This is a genomic window from Geobacillus sp. LEMMY01 (assembly GCF_002042905.1).
GTDB classification, from domain to species: domain Bacteria; phylum Bacillota; class Bacilli; order Bacillales; family Anoxybacillaceae; genus Geobacillus; species Geobacillus proteiniphilus.
Window position 1 is genome coordinate 1 of sequence record NZ_MVKA01000029.1, and the last position, 21,657, is coordinate 21,657.

At 55.3% G+C, this 21,657-nt stretch carries 18 protein-coding genes and 1 pseudogene; 2 read left to right on the top strand and 17 right to left on the bottom strand.

All coding sequences use genetic code 11. The features are described 5' to 3' along the window. Positions 1-497 precede the first annotated feature (497 nt). From B1A75_RS13955 to B1A75_RS13995, 9 genes and pseudogenes are all read right to left on the bottom strand, one after another. Positions 498-689: pseudogene (locus tag B1A75_RS13955) on the bottom strand (IS1634 family transposase); the annotation flags it as partial. 145 nt (positions 690-834) lie between these two features. Continuing rightward, positions 835-2,178 (bottom strand): dihydrolipoamide acetyltransferase family protein, encoded by a 1,344-nt coding sequence (locus tag B1A75_RS13960; protein WP_079936382.1) that lies wholly within the window; start codon positions 2,176-2,178, stop codon positions 835-837. Positions 2,179-2,215: 37 nt separating this feature from the next. Continuing rightward, entirely contained in the window at positions 2,216-3,199 is a 984-nt protein-coding gene (locus tag B1A75_RS13965; RefSeq protein WP_011231859.1) for an alpha-ketoacid dehydrogenase subunit beta, read from the bottom strand. A gap of 13 nt (positions 3,200-3,212) precedes the next feature. Beyond that, positions 3,213-4,208 (bottom strand): thiamine pyrophosphate-dependent dehydrogenase E1 component subunit alpha, encoded by a 996-nt coding sequence (locus tag B1A75_RS13970; protein WP_011231860.1) that lies wholly within the window; start codon positions 4,206-4,208, stop codon positions 3,213-3,215. A 28-nt stretch (positions 4,209-4,236) separates the two neighbouring features. Beyond that, the gene (gene lpdA / locus B1A75_RS13975) at positions 4,237-5,658 is read right to left on the bottom strand and encodes a dihydrolipoyl dehydrogenase (RefSeq protein WP_079936383.1); all 1,422 of its coding nucleotides are present in this window, start codon (positions 5,656-5,658) and stop codon (positions 4,237-4,239) included. A gap of 30 nt (positions 5,659-5,688) precedes the next feature. Next, on the bottom strand, positions 5,689-6,801 hold the full coding sequence (gene buk / locus B1A75_RS13980) for a butyrate kinase (RefSeq protein WP_079936384.1): 1,113 nt from the start codon (positions 6,799-6,801) through the stop codon (positions 5,689-5,691). A 56-nt stretch (positions 6,802-6,857) separates the two neighbouring features. Then, positions 6,858-7,961 (bottom strand): leucine dehydrogenase, encoded by a 1,104-nt coding sequence (locus tag B1A75_RS13985; RefSeq protein WP_079936385.1) that lies wholly within the window; start codon positions 7,959-7,961, stop codon positions 6,858-6,860. A 24-nt stretch (positions 7,962-7,985) separates the two neighbouring features. Next, the gene (yqiS, locus tag B1A75_RS13990) at positions 7,986-8,885 is read right to left on the bottom strand and encodes a phosphate butyryltransferase (RefSeq protein ID WP_079936396.1); all 900 of its coding nucleotides are present in this window, start codon (positions 8,883-8,885) and stop codon (positions 7,986-7,988) included. A 140-nt stretch (positions 8,886-9,025) separates the two neighbouring features. Further along, positions 9,026-11,089 (bottom strand): sigma-54 interaction domain-containing protein, encoded by a 2,064-nt coding sequence (locus B1A75_RS13995; RefSeq protein WP_079936397.1) that lies wholly within the window; start codon positions 11,087-11,089, stop codon positions 9,026-9,028. Positions 11,090-11,228: 139 nt separating this feature from the next. Here B1A75_RS13995 and B1A75_RS14000 point away from each other — a divergent pair, with 139 nt between their 5' ends. Beyond that, the gene (locus B1A75_RS14000) at positions 11,229-11,477 is read left to right on the top strand and encodes a DUF2627 domain-containing protein (RefSeq protein WP_011231866.1); all 249 of its coding nucleotides are present in this window, start codon (positions 11,229-11,231) and stop codon (positions 11,475-11,477) included. 76 nt (positions 11,478-11,553) lie between these two features. Here the strand turns inward: B1A75_RS14000 and B1A75_RS14005 are convergent, their stop codons facing one another. Next, on the bottom strand, positions 11,554-12,282 hold the full coding sequence (locus B1A75_RS14005; RefSeq protein WP_074044287.1) for a glycerophosphodiester phosphodiesterase: 729 nt from the start codon (positions 12,280-12,282) through the stop codon (positions 11,554-11,556). Between the two features lie 108 nt (positions 12,283-12,390). On the opposite strand from B1A75_RS14005, the gene B1A75_RS14010 reads away from it, so the two are divergent. Next, positions 12,391-12,543, top strand: coding sequence for a YycC family protein (locus tag B1A75_RS14010; RefSeq protein ID WP_074044288.1), 153 nt, complete (start codon positions 12,391-12,393; stop codon positions 12,541-12,543). Between the two features lie 99 nt (positions 12,544-12,642). Here B1A75_RS14010 and spo0A read toward each other — a convergent pair whose 3' ends face one another. From spo0A to B1A75_RS14045, 7 genes are all read right to left on the bottom strand, one after another. Further along, positions 12,643-13,461 (bottom strand): sporulation transcription factor Spo0A, encoded by an 819-nt coding sequence (spo0A, locus tag B1A75_RS14015; protein WP_025038882.1) that lies wholly within the window; start codon positions 13,459-13,461, stop codon positions 12,643-12,645. 384 nt (positions 13,462-13,845) lie between these two features. Beyond that, a complete protein-coding gene (gene spoIVB / locus B1A75_RS14020; protein ID WP_074044289.1) occupies positions 13,846-15,141 on the bottom strand; it encodes a SpoIVB peptidase in 1,296 nt (431 codons plus the stop codon). 273 nt (positions 15,142-15,414) lie between these two features. Further along, positions 15,415-17,136, bottom strand: coding sequence for a DNA repair protein RecN (gene recN / locus B1A75_RS14025; RefSeq protein ID WP_079936386.1), 1,722 nt, complete (start codon positions 17,134-17,136; stop codon positions 15,415-15,417). 128 nt (positions 17,137-17,264) lie between these two features. After that, positions 17,265-17,714, bottom strand: coding sequence for a transcriptional regulator AhrC/ArgR (gene ahrC, locus B1A75_RS14030; protein ID WP_066233594.1), 450 nt, complete (start codon positions 17,712-17,714; stop codon positions 17,265-17,267). A 56-nt stretch (positions 17,715-17,770) separates the two neighbouring features. Further along, positions 17,771-18,619 (bottom strand): TlyA family RNA methyltransferase, encoded by an 849-nt coding sequence (locus B1A75_RS14035; RefSeq protein WP_074044291.1) that lies wholly within the window; start codon positions 18,617-18,619, stop codon positions 17,771-17,773. 3 nt (positions 18,620-18,622) lie between these two features. Beyond that, positions 18,623-20,515 carry a 1-deoxy-D-xylulose-5-phosphate synthase gene (dxs, locus tag B1A75_RS14040; protein WP_074044292.1) on the bottom strand — a complete coding sequence of 631 codons (1,893 nt, stop codon included), beginning with the start codon at positions 20,513-20,515 and terminating at the stop codon, positions 18,623-18,625. A 246-nt stretch (positions 20,516-20,761) separates the two neighbouring features. Further along, positions 20,762-21,655 carry a polyprenyl synthetase family protein gene (locus tag B1A75_RS14045; protein WP_074044293.1) on the bottom strand — a complete coding sequence of 298 codons (894 nt, stop codon included), beginning with the start codon at positions 21,653-21,655 and terminating at the stop codon, positions 20,762-20,764. Positions 21,656-21,657: the final 2 nt, after the last annotated feature.

The following is a 21,657-nucleotide window of genomic DNA, read 5'->3' on the forward strand; positions in this document are numbered from 1 at the left end:
TTTCTGGAGTGTACAGGGAACACTACAGGTAGTCAGGTTGCTTAAGCGCTCCCTTCTTCCGCTATCGGTATGATAGTTGGTAGAATGGAACCCGTCAAGGAAAGCACTTGACTGTTTCCATTCTACCAACTTCGTGGTCTGTATGCGGAAGAAGGATCCTGACTGATGAACCTATTTCATCCAGCTAACATGTTTCTGGGATTGAGTGGAAATCACAGAAAATGGTGAAGACCCAAAAAATTAAAAGGATTTTCATTTCAAATTACACTTGACAAAAAAAGAGGATTGTGATAAGTAAAACCAAAATAGTATTTCTTCCTTTTTATTCCATGCTTCTCTTTGGGCAACATTGCTGTCATGTTTGCCTTTAAAAGTCAAGTACATCTTTTGGTGAAGAACTTTTTTGTTTGGTTGTCAATTTATGTTAGTGAATTTGCTCATCTACAGTAGGTATTTTGTTTGCTTATCCATTGTAAAATATAGGTAAAGGACTCGCACGTCATGTGCTTGGAATCGCCTTGGGCCAGCGCGGTTTTTACGGTCCGCAACAACAAAAGGCTTCCGGTGATCAAAAAGGCGTTGGCGGCTTTCGTCTGCGCCCTTGTGTCTTTCGTCATAGCGGCGGAATCTGCCACGTCAATCCATTCGTCTTCGATCTTGGCTTGCTTCAGCTGCTCATGGACACGAGAGCGCTTTGATGCTTGCGATCAACTTAACCGCATCGCTGGTTCGGGTTTGGCATTGGGGATCCACAGAAACCGTCCGGTCAGAAACAAGTTTGAAATCGCGCCACGCAAAAACCCCCACCGCCAACCGATGGCGATGGGGGAATCGTTAATAAATCGGCGTGTTGTCTTTGTTCATATTTTCCAAAATCTCTTTGACGCGGGCGAGGAAGCGGCCGCAAATGAGGCCGTCCAAGACGCGGTGGTCGAGCGACAAACATAAGTTGACCATGTCGCGGATGGCGATCATGCCATCTTTGACGACCGGACGTTTGACGATCGTTTCCACTTGCAAAATGGCCGCTTGCGGATAGTTGATAATGCCCATCGACTGCACCGAGCCGAACGCGCCGGTGTTGTTGACGGTAAACGTGCCGCCTTGCATATCTTCCGGACGGAGTTTGCCGGCGCGCGTTTTCGCCGCCAGTTCAGCGATTTCGCGGGCGATGCCTTTGATCGTTTTTTCATCGGCGTGCTTGATGACGGGCACGAACAAGGCATCTTCCGTCGCGACGGCGATCGAAATGTTGATGTCCTTGCGCTGGATGATCTTATCACCGGCCCAAACGGAGTTCAGCTGAGGGAATTCTTTCAGCGCTTGGGCGACCGCCTTGACGAAGAAGGCGAAATACGTCAAATTGAAGCCTTCACGCCGCTTGAACTCGTCTTTGATCGCATCGCGGTAGGCGACAAGGTCGGTCACGTCGACTTCGACCATCGTCCACGCGTGCGGCGCTTCGTGTTTGCTGCGGAGCATGTTCGCGGCGATCGCTTTGCGCACCGGAGTGACCGGAATCTCGATGTCGCCTGCTCCTACTTCGATCGTTGGCGCTGCTGGTTTGATCGGCGCTGTCGCCGGCGCGGCTTGTGCGGCCGCTCCAGCCGTTTGAACTGTTGCGGCGGCCGTGGCCGGTTGTTCCGTTCTCGGTTCCGCTTTTGGCGCCGCTTGTTCCGCCGCCGGTGCCGCTCCCGCTTTCGGAATTTGTCCAGACTCAATGAGCTTCAGCAAATCTTTGCGCGTCACCCGCCCGCCAAGGCCGGTGCCTTTCACTTGTTCAAGGTCAATGCCGTGTTCTTGGGCAAGGCGGAGAACGGCCGGCGAATAGCGGCCGTTGTTTGCCCGGCCGGCCTTTTTCGGAGCCGCTGGCTTCGCGTTGTCTTCTGCTTTCGGCGCTTCATCCGCCGGCTTCGCTTCCGGAGCCGGTGCAGCGCCTTCGACTTCGATCGTGCAAATCGGCGCGCCGACCGGGAGCGTCTCCCCTTCTTTGGCGATCAGCTCGCGAATGACGCCGGCAAACGACGACGGAATTTCCGCGCTCACTTTATCGGTGATGACTTCGGCGACCGGATCGTATTTGTTCACTTTGTCGCCCGGGGAGACGAGCCATTTGCTGATCGTGCCTTCAGTGACGCTCTCCCCGAGCTGAGGCATCGTCAATTGTTCGATGGCCACATCGATACCCTCCTATCTCTGCTGCAATGTCTTCACCTTAAAACGCCGCCAGTTCGCGCATCGCTTTTTCGACTTTTTCCGGATTGATCATAAAGAACTTCTCCATCGTCGGCGCATACGGCATGGCTGGGACGTCCGGGCCGGCCAAGCGCATAATCGGCGCGTCAAGGTCAAACAGGCAATGCTCGGCAATGATGGCCGCGACTTCGCTCATGACACTTCCTTCTTTATTGTCTTCCGTAATGAGCAGCACTTTCCCCGTTTTGCTCGCCGCTTCGATGATCGCTTCTTTGTCGAGCGGATAGACGGTGCGCAAATCCAACAGGTGAACGGAAATGCCATCTTGGGCGACGCGCTCGGCCGCCTGCAAGGCAAAATGGACGCAAAGCCCGTATGTGATGACTGTGATGTCATCGCCTTCACGCTTGACGTCCGCCTTGCCGATCGGAAGCACGTAGTCGTCCTCCGGCACTTCCCCTTTAATGAGGCGGTAGGCGCGTTTATGCTCGAAAAAGAGAACCGGATCTTCGTCGCGAATCGCCGCTTTCAGCAGCCCTTTCACATCGTACGGCGTCGACGGCATGACGATTTTTAACCCTGGCTGGTTGGCGAAAATCGCTTCCACCGATTGCGAGTGGTACAGGGCGCCATGCACCCCGCCGCCGTACGGGGCGCGGATGACGATCGGGCAGTTCCAGTCGTTGTTCGAACGGTAGCGGATGCGCGCCGCTTCGGAAATAATTTGGTTGACCGCCGGCATGATAAAATCGGCAAACTGAATCTCGGCAATCGGGCGCAGGCCGTACATCGCTGCGCCGATGCCGACGCCGACGATCGCCGACTCGGAAAGCGGCGTGTCGATGACGCGCTCTTCCCCGAACTGCTCGTACAATCCTTGTGTGGCTTTAAACACCCCGCCTTTCCGCCCCACGTCTTCCCCTAAGACAAACACGCGCGGGTCGCGTTCCATCTCTTCGCGAATCGCCATCGTGACGGCATCAATATACGAAATGACAGGCATCGTCGATTCCCCCTTACTCCTCGGCATACACGTAGCGAAGCGCATGCTCCGGCTCGGCGTACGGAGCCTTCTCCGCATAGTCGGTCGCTTCGTTCACTTCCTTCATGACGCGCGCTTGAATGTCCTCGTCAAGCTGGTCGGTCAAGACGCCGGTTTCTTTCAAATAGTTGGCAAACGACACGATCGGGTCTTTGGCGCGCGCTTCGGCGAGCTCTTCTTCCGTCCGGTAGACGCGGTGGTCGTCGTCCGACGAGTGCGACGTCAGGCGGTATGTCACGGCCTCGATGAGCGTCGGCCCTTCGCCGCGGCGGGCGCGGTCGGCCGCTTCTTTCACGACGCGGTACACTTCAAGCGGATCGGTGCCGTCGACCGTATAGCCCGGCATGCCATAGCCGATGGCGCGGTCGGACACCTTTTCGCACGCGAGTTGTTTCGAAATCGGCACGGAAATGGCGTACTTGTTGTTTTCGCACATAAAGATGACTGGGAGTTTATGAACGCCGGCGAAGTTCGCCCCTTCATGGAAGTCGCCTTGGTTCGACGACCCTTCGCCGAACGTGACGAAGGCGACAAAATCTTTCTTTTCCATTTTCGCCGCCAAGGCGAAGCCGACCGCGTGCGGCACTTGTGTCGTCACAGGCGATGAACCGGTGACGATCCGGTTTTTCTTTTTCCCGAAATGCCCGGGCATTTGCCGGCCGCCGGAGTTCGGATCTTCCGCTTTGGCAAACGCCGCCAACATCAATTCTCTCGGCGTCATGCCAAACGTCAGGACAACGCCCACATCGCGGTAATACGGCAGAACATAGTCTTTCGTCCGGTCGAGGGCGAACGCCGCGCCGACTTGCGCCGCCTCCTGCCCTTGGCATGAGATGACGAACGGAATTTTCCCCGCGCGGTTTAACAGCCACATCCGTTCATCGAGCTTGCGAGCAAGAAGCATCGTTTCATACATTTCCAACACCGTGTCATCGCTTAATCCAAGCGCCTGATGACGATTTTGCGCCATCGAAACAAACCTCCCTTAATCGTAAGCGTTAAAAGTGAATCGCCCGGCCATCGACAGCAAGCGCCGCTTCCGCCATGGCCTCTGACAGCGTCGGATGCGGATGGATCGCATGCGCCACTTCCCAAGGAGCCGCATCGAGCACACGGGCGAGCCCGGCTTCGGAAATCAAATCGGTCACGTGCGGCCCGACCATATGAACGCCAAGCAGATCATCCGTGTTCCGGTCGGCGATGAGTTTCACAAACCCTTCCGCCTCACCGAATACAAGCGCCTTGCCAATGGCTTTAAACGGAAATTTACCGACTTTCACGTCATAGCCTTTCGCTTTCGCCTCTTGCTCGGTTAAGCCGACCGCTGCCGCTTCGGGACGGGTGTAAATGCAGCGGGGCACCATCGTATAGTCAATCGGAGCTGGATTGTGCCCGGCCAAATGCTCAATGGCCACAATCCCTTCATGGGCGGCGACATGGGCAAGCTGCAGGCCGCCGATGACATCGCCGATCGCGTAAATGTGCGATTCTTTCGTTTGGCCGAACTCGTTCGTTTGAATATATCCCTTCTCCACGACAATCTCGGTGTTTTCCAGGCCGATCCCCTCAATGTTCGCCTGACGTCCGACGGAAACAAGCATCTTGTCGGCCGCAAACGTTTTCCGCTCGCCTTGATGCTCCGCTTGAATGACAACGCCGTTTCCTTTCTCGAGCGTTTCCGGCAGCACCCGCGCTCCAGTGACGATGTTGACGCCGCGGCGGCGGAGCAGTTTTTCCATTTCTTTTGACACGTCTTCATCTTCTGTTGGCAAAATGCGATCGGCATACTCAAGCACGGTGACATCCACGCCGAAATCGTTCAGCATCGACGCCCATTCCATGCCGATCACGCCGCCGCCGACGATCAAGATGGACGATGGGAGCGTCTCCATTTGCAGCGCCTCATCGGACGTCATCACGAATTCGCCGTCCGGCTCGAGCCCCGGCAGCGTGCGCGGCCGCGAGCCGGTGGCGATGACGACAAATTTCGGGACGAGCATTTCGTTTTCGCTGCCGTCGTTCATTTCGACCGACACCGTCCCCGGCAGCGGGGAAAAGATCGATGGGCCGAGCAGGCGGCCGGTGCCGGCGTATACATCGATCTTCCCTTTTTTCATCAAATGCTGGACGCCTTTATGGAGCTGCTCAACAATCGTCGCTTTGCGCGCCTGCACTTTGGCAAAATCCAAGCGCACGCCGTCGGCGATGACGCCAAACGCCTCGCCGTTTTTCGTTTGCGCGTACACTTCCGCACTGCGAAGCAGCGCTTTGGACGGAATGCAGCCAGCGTGCAGGCACGTGCCGCCGAGCTTCCCTTTTTCCACGACCGCTGTTTTCAACCCGAGCTGCGAGGCGCGAATGGCGGCGACATATCCGCCCGTTCCTCCGCCGAGAATGACGACATCGTATTCTTTTGCCATCTTGCCTTCTCCTTTCTGTCCGTTGCCGCATCAACGCCGGGCTGGGACCGACGAAACGACCTCGCCTGGATACACTTTTTCCTCTTCTTCGCCGCGCAGAACGCGAAGCGCGCCTTCGGCGAGCGCCTGCAGTTCGTTTTCGCCCGGATGGACGATGACATCGGCGATCCATTGAACGCGGCGGGTGATCTGTTCTACAAACGATTTGCCGTACGCCAGTCCGCCGGTCAAAATGATGGCGTCAACTTTGCCGGAAAGCACGGCGCTTGCCGCACCGATTTCTTTCGCCACTTGGTACGCCATCGCCTCATACACGAGCTTGGCCTTTTCATCGCCGGCTTCGATCATTTTTTCGACTTTCACCGCATCATTCGTGCCAAGATAACCGACAAGGCCGCCGCCGCCGACAAGCATGTTCATGATCTCTTCGCGGTAATATTCGCCAGAGAAGCATAAAGCAACCAAATCGCCCGTCGGCACCGTCCCGGCGCGCTCCGGGCTGAACGGGCCTTCGCCGTCAAGCCCGTTGTTGACATCAATGACCCTTCCTTGCTTGTGGGCGCCGACCGTGATGCCGCCGCCCATATGGGCGACGATCAAGTTCAATTCGTCATACCGCTTGCCAAGCTGCTTGGCGACGCGGCGCGCAACCGCTTTTTGGTTTAAAGCGTGGAAAATGCTGCGCCGCTCAATGAGCGGAAATCCGCTGATCCGGGCGATCGGATCGAGTTCGTCGACAACGACCGGATCGACGATAAACGCCGGGATGTTCAAGGCCGAGGCGATCTCATGCGCCAAAATGCCGCCGAGGTTGGACGCGTGCTGGCCGGAATATCCGCGCCGCAAATCTTCAAGCATCGCCTCATTGACGCGGTACGTTCCGCCTTCGATCGGACGGAGGAGCCCGCCGCGGCCGCAGACGGCGCTCAACTTCGATAAATTGATCCCTTCTTCATCCAGTGCTTGCAAAATCGTTTTCTTGCGGAACTCATACTGGTGGGCGATCGTTTTATATTGCCGAAGCACGTCCGCCTCATGGCGGATCGTTTTTTCGAGCAATGGCCGTTCGTTTTCAAAGACGCCGATCTTCGTTGAAGTCGAGCCTGGATTGATCGTTAAAATGCGAAACTTCTGCTCTTCCATCGCTGTTGTCCCTCCATCATCCGCCGTCGGGGCGGGAGGCCGCCCCCTTGCTGCTCTTAGCGGCCGCGGCGGCGGCTTAAAATATGGTGGCCGTTTTGCAAAAATTGGCTGCGCGCTTTGCGCATCGTTTCGATCCGCTCTTCCGCCATCCGGTCGGCCGCGACGTAGGTTGGAATGTTGTCGCGCTTGGCGATAGCAAACACTTTTTCGATGTTGTCATAAATTTGCTCGATTTTTTTCATCGCCCGTTCGCGGTTGTAGCCGTACAACTCATCGGCGACGTTGATGACGCCGCCGGCGTTGATCACATAATCAGGTGCATAGACGATGCCCATTTCATGGATCATATCGCCATGGCGCGGCTCTTTCAGCTGGTTGTTCGCCGAGCCGGCGATCACTTTCGCTTTCAGCTGCGGAATCGTTTGGTCGTTGATGATGCCGCCGAGCGCGCATGGGGCGAAAATGTCGCACTCCACGCCGTAAATGTCGTTCGGGTCGACCGCTTTCGCCCCAAATTCCTCGACCGCGCGCGCCACCGCTTCCTTGTTGATGTCGGTGACTATCAGTTTGGCTCCTTCTTCGTGCAAATGGCGGCATAAATGGTAGGCGACATTGCCAACCCCTTGGACGGCGACGACTTTTCCTTCGAGCGAATCGCTGCCAAACGCTTCTTTCGCCGCCGCTTTCATCCCGCGATATACGCCGTAAGCCGTGGCCGGCGACGGGTTGCCGGATGAACCGAATTCCGGCGAAATGCCGGTGACATAGTCCGTTTCTTGATAGATGATGTCCATATCGGCAACGGTCGTGCCGACGTCTTCCGCCGTGATGTAGCGGCCGTTCAGCCCTTGAATGAACCGGCCGAACGCGCGGAACATCGCCTCGTTTTTATCTTTGCGCGGATCGCCGATGATGACCGTCTTGCCTCCGCCTAAATTAAGGCCGGCGGCCGCGTTTTTGTACGTCATGCCGCGGGCGAGGCGCAAGGCGTCTTCAAGCGCCTCTTCTTCCGAATTGTACATCCACATGCGCGTCCCGCCGAGCGCCGGGCCGAGCGTCGTATCATGAATGGCGATGATCGCCTTCAATCCGGATTCTTTGTCTTGGCAAAACAACACTTGCTCATAATCATACATTTCCATATATTTAAACAGTTCCATCACCGATGGCCTCCTTCATGATTTTCATTTCGCTGCGGAACAAATGGCGAGCGCGAGCGAATACAGTTTGCTTTCCGCCGAGTCGGAGCGCGACGTCAAGACGATCGGCGCCTTCGCTCCGGCGATGACCGCACCGACGCGTGCGTTCGCAAAATAGACGAGCGATTTGTACAACATGTTGCCGGCTTCAATGTCCGGCACAAGCAAAATGTCAGCATGTCCAGCCACTTCGCTTTCAATCCGCTTATGCTTCGCCGCCGCCAGCGACACCGCGTTGTCTAACGCAAGCGGTCCGTCAAGGAGGCAATGTTCGATTTGCCCCCGCTTTTGCATCATCGCGAGCGCCGCTGCGTCGACAGTCGCCGGCATGGCCGGATTGACCGTCTCCACCGCCGCCAGCGCCGCGACTTTCGGGCGCTCGATGCCGATGGAGCGCGCGATGCTGACGGCGTTGTTGACAATTTGCACCTTTTGTTCCAAATCCGGAGCGATGTTCATCGCCGCGTCGGTGACGATGACAAGCCGATCAAACTCCGGCACCTCAAAAACAGCGACATGGGACAACACCTTCCCAGCGCGCAGCCCATACTCTTTGTTCAAGACCGCTTTCAGCAGCGTTGCCGTCGGCACATGCCCTTTCATCAGCGCATCCGCCTCGTTCAAATGGACGGCGCGCACGGCAAGCTCTGCGGCTTGCCCGATCGAATTCGCATGAACGACATCGACGTCGGAAAAGCGGGTGCATCCTTTTTCCTTCAACAGCCGTCCGAGCCGCTCCCGATCGCCATAGAGCACAAAGCGTCCGAGACGGTGCTCGAGCGCCATCGCCACCGCTTCGATCACTTCTTCATCTTCCGCCGCCGCCACGGCCACCGTCCGGCCCTGGCATTGTCTTGCTTCTTCCACTAACGATTCAAGCTTCATCATCTGCACCAACCTTTTCTGCAAATCGTGCGGCACGATCTTTTTATGCAAAAACCGTGCCAACTAAAAATAGATGAAAGCGCTTTAAAATCATTGATACAAACAAACCGATATATGAAATCTCTTTCACAATACGCAAATTATTGCATGCTTTTTTTGTCAAGGTTGTATTTTTCCAGTTTGTAGTATAAATTGCGCACCGAAATGCCAAGCGCCCGGGCCGCCGCTGTTTTATTGCCGCGATGGCGGCGAAGCGCCTGCTCAATCAAGCTCGCTTCGTATCGGCTCACCATTTCCTCAAGCGGCCGAGGCTCCTCTTCCATCTCCATTCGAGGCGCCGACGCCGACGAAGGCGAAGCGAGCGGCGGCAAATGCGTGGCATCGATCATCACTTCATGAAACTTCATGAAAATCATCGCCCGCCCGAGCACGTTTTCGAGCTCGCGGACATTTCCCGGCCAATCATAGGCAAGAAGCTTCGCCATCGCTTCATCCGTGACACCTTCGACGTTGCGCCCGTAATCTTGGTTCAGTTTTTGGATCAAACGCCGGCACAGCGCCGGAATGTCTTCCTTGCGGGCGCGCAGCGGCGGAATGTAAATCGGCATGCGGTTGAGCCGATAATATAAGTCTTCGCGAAAGACGCCTTCGGCAATCGCTTTTTCAAGGTTGACGTTCGTTGCAGCGATGACGCGGACGTTGATCGGAATCGGCTTCGTTCCACCGACGCGGACGATCTCCCGCTCCTGCAGGACGCGGAGCAGCTTCGCCTGCGTGCTTGCGGACAGCTCGCCGATTTCGTCAAGGAAAATGCTTCCGTTGTTTGCTTCTTCAAACAGCCCTCGCTTGCCTCCGCGCCGCGCGCCGGAAAACGCTCCTTCCTCATAGCCAAACAGTTCGCTTTCCAATAATGTTTCCGGAATGGCCGCGCAGTTGACGCGGATAAACTTGTTATACTTCCGGTCGCTGGCGTTGTGAATGGCGTGGGCGAACAGCTCCTTGCCCGTCCCCGATTCCCCCCGCAGCAAAATCGTCGCCGGCGTTTTCGCCGCCAGCTTCGCCTGCTCGATGGCAACCTTCATCTCTTCCGACTCGCCGACGATGTCGGCAAACGAATATTTCGCCTCCAGCGTGCGGATGATTTGCCGCGCCCGATTGAGTTCAGCCGTCAGCCGCTGAATTTCTGACACGTCATGAATGACGCCGACGCTCCCTTTCAATACGCCATCAACAATAATCGGAGCGACATTGACGATGACATCCCGGTTTTTCGGTCCGACTTTCATGCGCACCCCGCGCACCGGGCGGCGCGTTTTCAATACTTGCATATGCATGCTTTCCCCTTCGGCGATGTCCGCGGTCGCCGGTTTGCCGATGACGTCTTCCTCTGTCAAACCGGTGAGCCGTGTATACGCCGGGTTGATCAAAATGCCGTTCCCATTTTCATCGACGACGGAAATCGCCTCTTCCGACGAATGGATGATCGCTTCGAGCATCATGCGGACTTCTTTTAAGTCGGTGATTTCTTCCGCCAAAGCGACAAGCTCGGTGATGTCCTTGAATACCGCGAGCGCCCCAAACAGTTTGCCATTGTCATCGATGATCGGGATGCGGGTGGTGATCAATTTTTTTCCATTGGCCAGCTCCACTTCTTGGTGAAACTCCGTCTGCCTCGTTTCGAGCACGCGCGGCAAGCCGCTTGACGGCAGAACGGTCAAAATATGCTTGCCGATCACTTTGTCTTTATCGACTTCAAGAAGCTCCGCCGCGCTTTGATTCATATCGGTAATGTAAGCATATTCATCAACGACAATCATGCCATCGTGGGACGAATGAAAGATGAGCGCGCGCCGGGCCGCTTCGCTTTTCAATTTGGCGATGAGCGCTTCTTTTTCTTCAACGAGCTCGGCCATCATCTGCGCGACTGCACTTGGGACAATATTCGCCCCCTCTGGCGCCAATCGACGGATTTCCTCAAGGACATCCGCCTTACCCGTCGTTTCAATGACCAAATCAAGCGGCTCGGCCATCCATGGACGCCAGTCGCTCGCAGCAGCGATGCCCCATTTTTGCGCCAGTTGCACCCCCGGAGCTTGTTCATCGACGTCAACAACCGCCACAACGTCAAATCCCGACGCCCCGTGAAGCAGCTTCAAAAGCGACATTCCGCGCGAGTCAGCCCCAATGATCATCACTTTTTTCATGTCCATCCACCACACTTTATAGTATGCCAATTTTTGCAGACACTTTTATCATACTTGATTTGCTCTTTCCTTGACAAACGCCCAATAACCGCTATGATAGTCGATAAGGTCACTCTTTTCGGAAAGGAACGCGATCGCGATGGGGCGAATGATTGCGCTGTTGATTTTAGTCATTCCCGGGCTTGGAGCGGCGCTTGGCATCAAATGGATGCGCGATGCGTTGTTTGGCATCAACGGGCCGCTGTTTTCTGCCTTATGGCTCCAATTTCTCGCCGGGCTCGCGCTGTTTGCCGCCGGGCTGGCGTTTCTCGGCGGTTTTTTGCTGCACCGCGACCGGAAGCGAAACAAAGTGCAGGCGCGTTTTCAACGAAAACGAAAAACGCCTTGACCCGGAACGTTTGATGCCTATTGCACTGGGAAAACATCCATTTCAAGGCAAACAAAAAACGCCTTAACGTCTCTCGTTAAGGCGTTTTCTCTTTCCATTGCTTCGCTTGGCGCGGGTAGTCGGTGAAGACGGCGTCAACGCTATAAGCAAACATCGTTTTCATCACATTTCGCTTATTTACCGTAAACGGGCGGACCGCCACCCCGCGCCGCCGCGCTTCGGCGGCAAATTCCGCCGTCACCGTCCGATAGTGCGGATGCACCCCGTCGGCGTTCATGGCGCGCACATACGTCCATGGGTCATACAGCGGCTCGATGTACAAGAGCGCCGTCTCGATTTCCGGTGCAAGCGTTCGGCAAAGGCGCATGCTATGATGATTGAACGATGACAAAATCGTCCGCTTCTCAAGCCCATAGCGGCGCACGAGGGAGATCGTTTTTTGCTCAAGCGTTTCGTAGGCGATGAGGCTGTTTTTCAGCTCGATGTTGACCGCCATCCGTGTTGATGACAGCCAAGCAAGCACTTCCTCAAGATGCGGAATCGGACAATGGCCGTGCTTGCCGTCCCACATGGCCGCCGCGTTCAATCGGCGCAGTTCGCGGTACGTGATGTCTTTCACCCAGCCGCTTCCATCCGTCGTCCGGTCGACCGTTTCGTCATGAATGACGACCACTTCGCCGTCTTTTGTGAGCTGCACATCCAATTCAATGCCGTCCGCTCCCGCTTTTTCCGCCTCGATAAACGCCGCCATCGTATTTTCCGGGTGCGTCCCCGCCGCCCCGCGGTGGGCAAAAATCAATGTCATTTTGCCTTCTTCCTTTCGCATTCATTCGCCGTTCAGCCAACGAGCTGGCCGAAACCGGCGGTCGTTCGTTATACTAAAAGCAATACTATGAACAAATGAGGTGAGATGATGCAGCCGTTGAAAATTTCGCTGGAAACGGCGCAAAAGCTGGCCAAAGCGCTCGGCGTGCCGATCGAGCAGGTCATGCATATGCCGCCGCACATTCTAGTGAACAAGCTGCTGGAATTGGAGAAGAAAGAAAAGGAAAACAGTTCATCTTAACTTTGCGCAACATCAACCGTAAAGAGTTTGTCGCCTGCAAGAAAAGACGCCCCATCCGCGGGGCGCCTTGCCGATGCATCACCGTTTTCTCATGGCCACTTACGACGCTTTATGCTCGAGCCGCAGCTTATCCGCCACCATCGCGATGAATTCGGAATTGGTCGGCTTCGCCTTCGAAACGCTCACTGTGTAGCCAAACAGCGAGGAAATCGATTCGAGGTTGCCGCGGCTCCAAGCGACTTCAATCGCATGGCGAATGGCGCGCTCGACGCGGCTGGCGGTCGTATTGTATTTTTTTGCGATGTCTGGATACAACACTTTCGTAATGGAGCCGAGCAGTTCGATGTCGTGGTACACCATCGCGATCGCTTCGCGCAAGTACAAATAGCCTTTAATATGCGCCGGGACGCCGATTTCATGGATGATGCTCGTAATGCTCGCATCCAAATTTTTCGGTTTGTTGTCGCGCGCCTGATAGGCAGAGCCGGTTTTTCTGACCATCGGCGCCGTTTTGCCGTGAATTTGCCGAATGTGATGGACCAAATTCTCCATGTCGAACGGTTTTAAAATGAAGTAGGAAGCGCCGAGTTCCACCGCCTTTTTCGTGACATCCTCCTGGCCGAACGCCGTCAACATAATGACGCTCGGCTGATGCTCACAACCAGCGCGGACTTTCTCAAGCACGGCCAACCCATCCAAGTGCGGCATAATGATGTCCAGAAGCAAAATATCAGGCCGCTTTTCCTCGAGCATATGAAGGCAGTCTTGGCCGTTATACGCCGTGCCAATCACTTCCATGTCCGGCTGGCTGGAAATATATTCGTCAAGCAATGTCACCAATTCGCGGTTATCATCAGCAATGCACACCTTAATGCTCAAAACGATCGTCCTCCCCCACTTTTTCTTGCTATGTAACATTCCGTTAACGTACATTCGACAGCAGCGGCAAAAAATCCTTTTATTTTTCAAAAAATAAAAATTATAACAAAAAATGAGTTTATTAGACAATATTCGTTTTCACCAGCGATGCGTTTGTCGAAAAATCTTTACACATTTCATTTTAACGGATGTTTCACCAAATATCTATGCCAAACCGGCAAAATTTTTGCCGCCTTTTTTGAAAAATTTTTAGTGGCAGCCTAACCAATATTGCGGAATCAATCAAGCCGCTCACAGCATTTCGAATCATTGGCCTTTGGATGATCATGAAGAGACGAACGGTGATCAAATGATCGTTCGTCATTTCACCAAATATACGCAAGAATCGAATGTTGGCTGCCGGGAAAAAGCGAGCCGACGTGGTCAGCTCGCTTTCTTTCGGTTGCCATATAGATCAATTCCTGCTTCTTGCAGCATCCATTCGATATGGACGCCGTATCCTGACGTTGGGTCGTTGACAAACACATGTGTCACTGCACCGACGAGTTTTCCGTCCTGGATGATCGGACTGCCGCTCATCCCTTGGACAATGCCCCCTGTTTTCTTTAACAGGCGCGGGTCGGTCACGCGAATGACAAGCCCTTTTGTCGCCGGAAATTTTTGCGGAATGGTGCTGACAATTTCCACATCAAACTGCTCGACTTTGTCGTTTTCCACCACTGTCAGCATTTTCGCCGGCCCTTCTTTCACTTGGCTGGCCAAAGCGACGGGAAGCGGCTTTGTGAACGGACCGTCCGGCAGCGGTTTCGTCAGCTTGCCGAAAATGCCAAACGGGCTGTTGGTGGTGATCGTGCCGATCACTTCTTCGCCGTCGGAAAAGCGGGCTAATTTTTCACCTGGATTGCCGCTCGTCCCTTTTTCGATCGATGTGACAGTCGAGCGCATAATTTGTCCGTTTTGCACGACAATCGGCTTTTTCGTATCCATATCGGAGATGACATGACCGAGCGCGCCGTACGTTTTCGATTTCGGATCGTAAAATGTCATTGTCCCGATGCCGGCGGCCGAGTCGCGGATGTACAGACCGATGCGGTACACGTCGTCATGCTTGTCTCTCAGCGGAACGAGCTTCACCGTCATGGAGTGCTGATCGCGCAGAATTTTTAGATGAAGCGGCTTTCCGGTTTTTCCGGCTTCCTCAATGAAAGGGGAGAGGTCGCTCATGTTTTCGATTTTTTGGCCGTTAATGCCGGTAATAATGTCGCCGACTTGAATGCCGGCTGCCTCTCCCGGCGATTTTTTCCCGTTTTCGGTTTCGACAAGGTGGTAACCGACGACAAGAACGCCGACGGTATTGAGCTTGACGCCGATCGATTGCCCGCCGGGAATGACTTTGAGCGTCGGCAGCACGTTGACATCCACTTGCTTGATCGGCATTCCGGCGACGTGCAACACCATCGTTTCATGTCCGCGGCGTTTCGCCTTTACAGACAGAGAACCGTTTTTTCGCTCAATGTTGAGCGTTTCGGGAGCGTTTCGGTCATTGACAGCCGCTTGCACGGGAAGGGAAGCGGCAGGAAATTCAACTGCGTCGCCTTCAAACAAGACAAGCTGCTTCGGAATTTGCCAATATTCCTTCATCGGTTTGGAAAAAGCGATGGCCGTCAACATGCCAAGGAGAAGCGCTCCTGCGATTTTTCGCGCCGTTTCTTTATTCAATGTCGTCCACTCTCCTCGCTCCCGCCTACACCATGCAAAAACGGTTACAGTTTTAATTTTGCCTGAACCGGGGAAAATATAATCGCCATGCCGATAAAAAAGCTGCCCGGAATTGGATGGACTTGCATCCGGACAGCCGCGCGGCTTTTTGCTTATCTTTATGAAACGCCGTAGTTCTCTTAAGGAAAGCGGGCGCCAAGACAGAACAGGCAGGCGGCATCGGCCCTCTTTGAGAGGGATGCGCCTCCCCTCGACGAACAGAGGAAACAGGAATCAATGTTTCATTTTCGCCGCCAGTTCCAACAGCTCTTTGGCATGCCGTTTCGTCAGCTCCGTCATCTCGACGCCGGAAATCATCCGCCCGATTTCTTTCACTTTCTCCTCCTCATTGAGCTTCCTCACGACTGTTTTCGTCCGTTCCCCATCCGTCTCTTTGGCGATCAACAAGTGCGTGTCCGCCATCGCGGCGACTTGCGGCAGATGGGAAATGCAAAGCACTTGCGACTGGCTGGCGATGCGGTAAATTTTTTCCGCCATCGCCTGGGCGACGCGTCCGCTGACGCCGGTGTCGACCTCATCAAAAACAATCGACGTCACTCCTTGATGTTTGGAAAAAATCGTTTTCAACGCCAGCATAATGCGCGACAGCTCGCCGCCGGAAGCGACTTTGACGAGCGGTTTTAACGGCTCGCCGACGTTCGTCGAAATGTAAAACTCGACGACATCGATGCCATCTTCTTGGAACCTAACCGGCACGCCGTCAACCAAGGGGGCGTCAAGCGATGCTTCGCGCTTGGCAAATACGATGTCAAATTTCGTTTTGTCCATGTATAAGTCTTTCAGTTCTTGATGAATGCGCTCAATCAGGCGCCGGGCATACGTTTGCCGAACAGCGGTGACGTTTTTCGCCTCCGTGAGCAACTCGTCCGTCACCGCAGCGAGCTGCTGCTTAAGCTCATGCACATGCGTTTCACGATTTTCGATTGTCTCGATTTCCTCGGCGATCGTCTCGGCATAGTGCAAAATATCGGCGATCGTCGCTCCGTATTTTCGTTTGAGCTGCCCGATTTCCGCGAGGCGGCTTTCAATGGCATCGAGCCGCGCTGGGTCGTACTCCATCTCCTCAATTTGATCGCGCAGCTTGTACATCACTTCCTCGAGCAAATAGTAGCAGTTCGCCGTCGTTTCGTGCGCTTCTTTGAGCGCCGCATCCATGGCGGCGACGTCATCGAGATGGCGCATCGCCTCCCCGATCGAATCAAGCCCGCGCCCCTCGCCGGCCAGCGCCTCATAGCTTTTCTGCAACGCGGTATAAATTTTTTGAAAATTGACGATGCGCACCTTTTCTTCCATCAGCCGCTCGTCCTCGCCCGGCTCGAGCGCCGCCTGTTCGATTTCGCGCAGCTGAAACGTCAGCAAATCGAGCCGATGCGCCATTTGCTGCTCATTTTCGCTCAGCTTTTTCAATTTGTTTCCGAGCGCCTCATACCGCTCGTAGACGGCACGGTAGCGGGCAAGCGCCTCTGCCGCCTCTAGGCCGCCGAACTCGTCTAAAAGCGGCAGATGGCGGGATGGATCCATCAGCTCTTGATGTTCATGCTGGCCGTGAATATCAACAAGCGTCGCCCCAATGTCGCGCAGCACCGCCGTGGTGACGAGCTTGCCGTTAATGCGGCAGACGCTTTTGCCGTTGGCCAAAATGTCGCGGCGCAACACGATCATGCCGTCGCTGGCGTCGACGCCAACGTCCGCGCATTTTTGCCAACACGGATGGCGGTCATCATCAAGCAAAAACAGCCCTTCGATTTCCGCCTTTTCTGCTCCGAAGCGGACAAATTCAGCGGAGCCGCGCCCGCCGATCAACAAATGAATCGCGTCGATGATGATCGATTTGCCGGCTCCCGTTTCGCCGGTTAACACCGTCAGCCCTTTGTCGAACGACAGCGAGAGCGACTCGATAATGGCGAAATTTTTAATCGACAGCTCGGCGAGCATTCCACCACTCCTTGCCTGTCCGATTGATTCTCCTTTCTGATTATAGCACATATGTTCGAATTCGCAAGCGAGGACCGCCCCCGTCGTTCCGTCCTTGAACGCAGAGCGGAAGCTGGTCCGGCCCTCGACTAGAGCATGGACAATAGCTGGTCGGACACTTTTTTCGCATCTTTCGGCGTCCGGCAGATGATTAGGCACGTATCGTCGCCGCAAATCGTGCCGACGATTTCGCTCCAATCCAAATTGTCGAGCAAAACGCCGACGGCATGGGCGTTGCCCGGCAGCGTCCGCAAGACGAGCAAGTTGCCCGTTCCGTCAAGCTTCACAAACACATCAACAAGCGCCCGCTTCAGCTTTTGCAACGGATTGAAGCGCTGGTCGGACGGAAGGCTGTACTTATAGCGGCCATTGGCCATCGGCACTTTGACGAGCTGCATCTCTTTAATGTCGCGCGAGACGGTCGCCTGGGTGACGTTAAAGCCCGCTTCTCTCAGCCGGTCGACGAGCTCGTCTTGCGTTTCAATGTCATGGTTCATAATGATTTCGCGAATTTTAATATGCCTTTGCCCTTTGTTCACATTGCACCACCTCCCCGCTTTTCAAAATGCAGAGCCGCTTGTCCGTCCCGCCGACGCTACTTGCCGCTTGGATCCGCGTTCCTCGCCCGCAAGCGGGCGTGCGCCTCGCTGACAACGTCGGCGACCGATGCTGGCAGTCGGTTTTCTCCTTCCCGGTTCTCTCCAGGATAGACAGCATGAAGCAAAAATTCAATATTGCCGTCACCACCGGTAATCGGCGAATACGACAAATGAAGGACATCGAACCCTTCCGCGCAGGCGAATCGAACGATCGATTCGAGTACTTCCTCGTGAATGTCGGGATCGCGGATGATCCCTTTTTTGCCGACCTTTTCCTTGCCGGCTTCAAACTGCGGCTTGACGAGAGCAATCACATCGCCGCCCGGCACAATGACCGTCTTGACGACCGGCAAAATGAGCCGCAGCGAAATAAACGAGACATCGATGACGGCTACTTCCGGCAGCCCTTTCGTAAACTGATCCGGCGTCACGTAGCGGAAGTTCGTCCGCTCCATCACAACGACGCGCTCGTCTTGACGCAGCTTCCAGGCAAGCTGGTTGTAGCCGACATCGACGGCATACGACAGCTTCGCCCCGTGTTGCAAGGCACAGTCGGTGAAACCGCCGGTCGACGCGCCGATGTCAAGAACAATTTTATTTTCCACGCGAATGTGAAACTCGCGCAACGCTTTTTCCAGTTTCAACCCACCGCGGCTGACGTACGGAAGCGGGTTGCCTTTCACCTCAAGCGGAATGTCAACCGGCACTTTTTCCCCGGGCTTATCGAGTCGAACGTCGTTTGAATAGACAAGCCCGGCCATGATCGCCCGCTTCGCCTTTTCCCGCGTTTCCGCCAGCCCGCGTTCGACAAGCAACACATCGAGCCGTTCTTTTTTTCCTTTCATGTCTCAAGCCCTTTTCTGTTTTCTTGGCACCATCGTTTTGATGCGGTCGATGATATGGGTCGACGTCAGCCCGATTTCATGGAGCAGCTCGCTGACGCTTCCATGTTCGATAAAGCGGTCCGGGATGCCCATCCGTTCGATGACCGCTCCGTGATAACCATGATCATGAGCAAACTCCAACACAGCACTGCCAAAGCCGCCTTGCAGCACCGCCTCTTCGACCGTTAAGATCGGCAGGCGGCTCTCAAGCAGTTCGTGAAGCATCGCTTCATCCATCGGTTTCAAAAAGCGAGCGTTGACAACTTTCACCGATACGCCGTCTTTCGCCAGCTCGTCGGCCGCCTTAAGCGCCATCGAAATCGTCGTGCCAAACGTCAAAATCGCCGCATCGCAGCCGTCGCGCAACACTTCCCACGTGCCGATTGGGATTTCTTTCAGCTCCTCATCAAGCGGTACGCCAAGCCCGTTGCCGCGCGGGAAACGCATGGCGATCGGCCCGTCGTCGTAGCGGATGGCGGTGTACACCATGTGCTGTCCTTCGTTTTCGTCTTTTGGCATCATCAACACCAAGTTCGGCACATGGCGCAAAAAGGCGATGTCAAACACCCCTTGGTGCGTTTCGCCGTCCGCCCCGACCAACCCAGCGCGGTCAATGGCGAAAAAGACATTTAAGTTTTGCCGGCATACATCATGGACGACTTGGTCATAGGCGCGCTGCAAAAACGTCGAATAAATGGCCAAAAACGGTTTCATCCCTTGCGTCGCCAATCCAGCCGCAAGCGTTGTCGCGTGCTGCTCGGCGATGCCAACATCAAACATCCGATCGGGGAACTCGCTTGCGAACCCTTCCAGCTTCGAGCCGACCGGCATCGCCGGCGTAATCGCGACGATGCGCGGGTCGGTGCGGGCGAGCCGGCGCACCGTTTCGCTGACAAGCGCGCTCCATGACGGACCGGCCTCTTTCGTTTTGACAAAAGCGCCGGTTTCGATTTTGTACGGCCCTGTGCCGTGCCATGTGCCGACTTTGTCGTTTTCCGCCGGACTGTATCCTTTCCCTTTCTTCGTGATGACATGCACAAGCACCGGACCTTTCATCTTCTTCGCGTAGCGCAAGTTCTCAAGCAAATCCTCAAAATCGTGGCCGTCGACCGGGCCTAAATACGTAAACCCAAGCTCTTCAAAAAAGACGCCGGAGACAAGCAAATATTTCAAGCTGTCTTTCAGCCGCTCGGCGGTCGCCGCCAACTTGCCGCCGACCGCCGGGATGCGCTTGAGCAGCAGCTCCAGTTCGTCTTTCACCCACTGGTATTTGCCGGCGGTGCGCAACCGGCCGAGGATGTTGTGCAACGCGCCGACGTTCGGGGCGATCGACATTTCATTGTCGTTTAAGATGACAATCATATCCGTTTTTTCATGCCCGATATGGTTGAGCGCCTCAAGCGCCATGCCGCCGGTGAGCGCCCCGTCGCCGATAATCGGCACGATGTATTCATCCGTCCCTTTCAAATCACGGGCGATCGCCATTCCCATCGCTGCCGACAGCGACGTCGAGCTATGGCCCGTTTCCCACACGTCATGCTCGCTTTCGCTCCGTTTCGGGAACCCGGACAGCCCCTTGTATTGGCGGAGCGTGTCGAATTCGGCGGCGCGGCCGGTCAAAATTTTATGCACGTATGACTGATGTCCGACATCCCAAATGAGCTTGTCTTTTGGGCTGTCGAACTCGCGGTGGAGGGCGATCGTCAGCTCGACGACCCCTAAATTCGGACCGATATGCCCGCCGGTTTTCGACAGCTTCTCAATTAAAAACCGCCGGATCTCGGCGCTTAACTGTTTCAGCTCAAGGATGGACATGTTTTTGACAACGCGTGGATGGTCAATTTTCGTCAAGTCCAACGAAGATCACTCGCTTTCATTTCGTCGTTTTCCGAGCCGGTTCTCCTCCATCACAGGTAGTATTATTATACATGATCCGGCGCGAAAAATCGACTTTCCCCGCCAACGCAGCCCGTCACCACTAGGACGCGGCTTGTGATGGATATAGAACTTGCGGCGGCCGCCCGCGGAAAACAACCAAAAAAACAAGGCCGCCTCCGCCCCGAAGGAAAGCGAACAACGGGAACAAGAGGCCGCCGCCCCGCATCAATGGTCGCGGACCGCGACAAGCTCGCAAATGTAGGCAAGCGCAGCGCCATCCACCCCAGCCTGCTGCAAATGGCGCTTCGCAGCATCAATATGAAACGTCAGCTTCTCTTTGGCGCCATCAAGCGACAGCAGCGCCGGATACGTCGCTTTCTTGTTGTCGTGGTCGCTGCCGACTCGCTTGCCGATTTTCTCTTCCGTCCCTTCAATGTCCAAAATATCGTCGCGAATTTGAAAGGCGAGGCCTAAATGTGCAGCGAACTCATCAAGCTCGCGCATCCGCCAGTCGTCGGCGCCGCCGAGCAGGGCGCCGGCGTGCACGCTGTATTGCAGCATTTTCCCCGTCTTATGGCGGTGGATGTATTCCAGTTCCGCAAGCGCCAGCGTTTTTCCTTCCGCCTCCATATCAGCCGCCTGTCCAGCGACCATGCCTTCCGGGCCGGCCGCCTTCGCGAGCTGCTCAATGAGCTGCAGCCGGACGGAAGGCGGCACGCAGTCGTCATCAACCTCGGCGATCAATTGAAACGCATACGTAAGCAAGGCGTCCCCGGCCAAAATGGCCATCGCCTCGCCGAACACTTTATGGTTCGTCGGTTTGCCGCGCCGCAAATCATCGTTGTCCATGCTCGGCAAATCATCATGAATGAGCGAGTACGTATGGATCATTTCAATGGCGCAAGCGACCGGCAGGCCAATCGCCGGGTCTTTGCCGAGCGCTTGAATCGTCGCCAACAACAAAAGCGGGCGAATACGTTTGCCGCCGGCCTCAAGCGAGTAGGCCATCGCCTTTTTCAGCGTCTCCGGCCCACGAAGCCGCGCCATATAGGAGGAAAGCGCCGCCTCGACGGCCCGTTTTTGTTCGTTGAGAAACTGTTCAACCGAAAGCTGCGCCACCC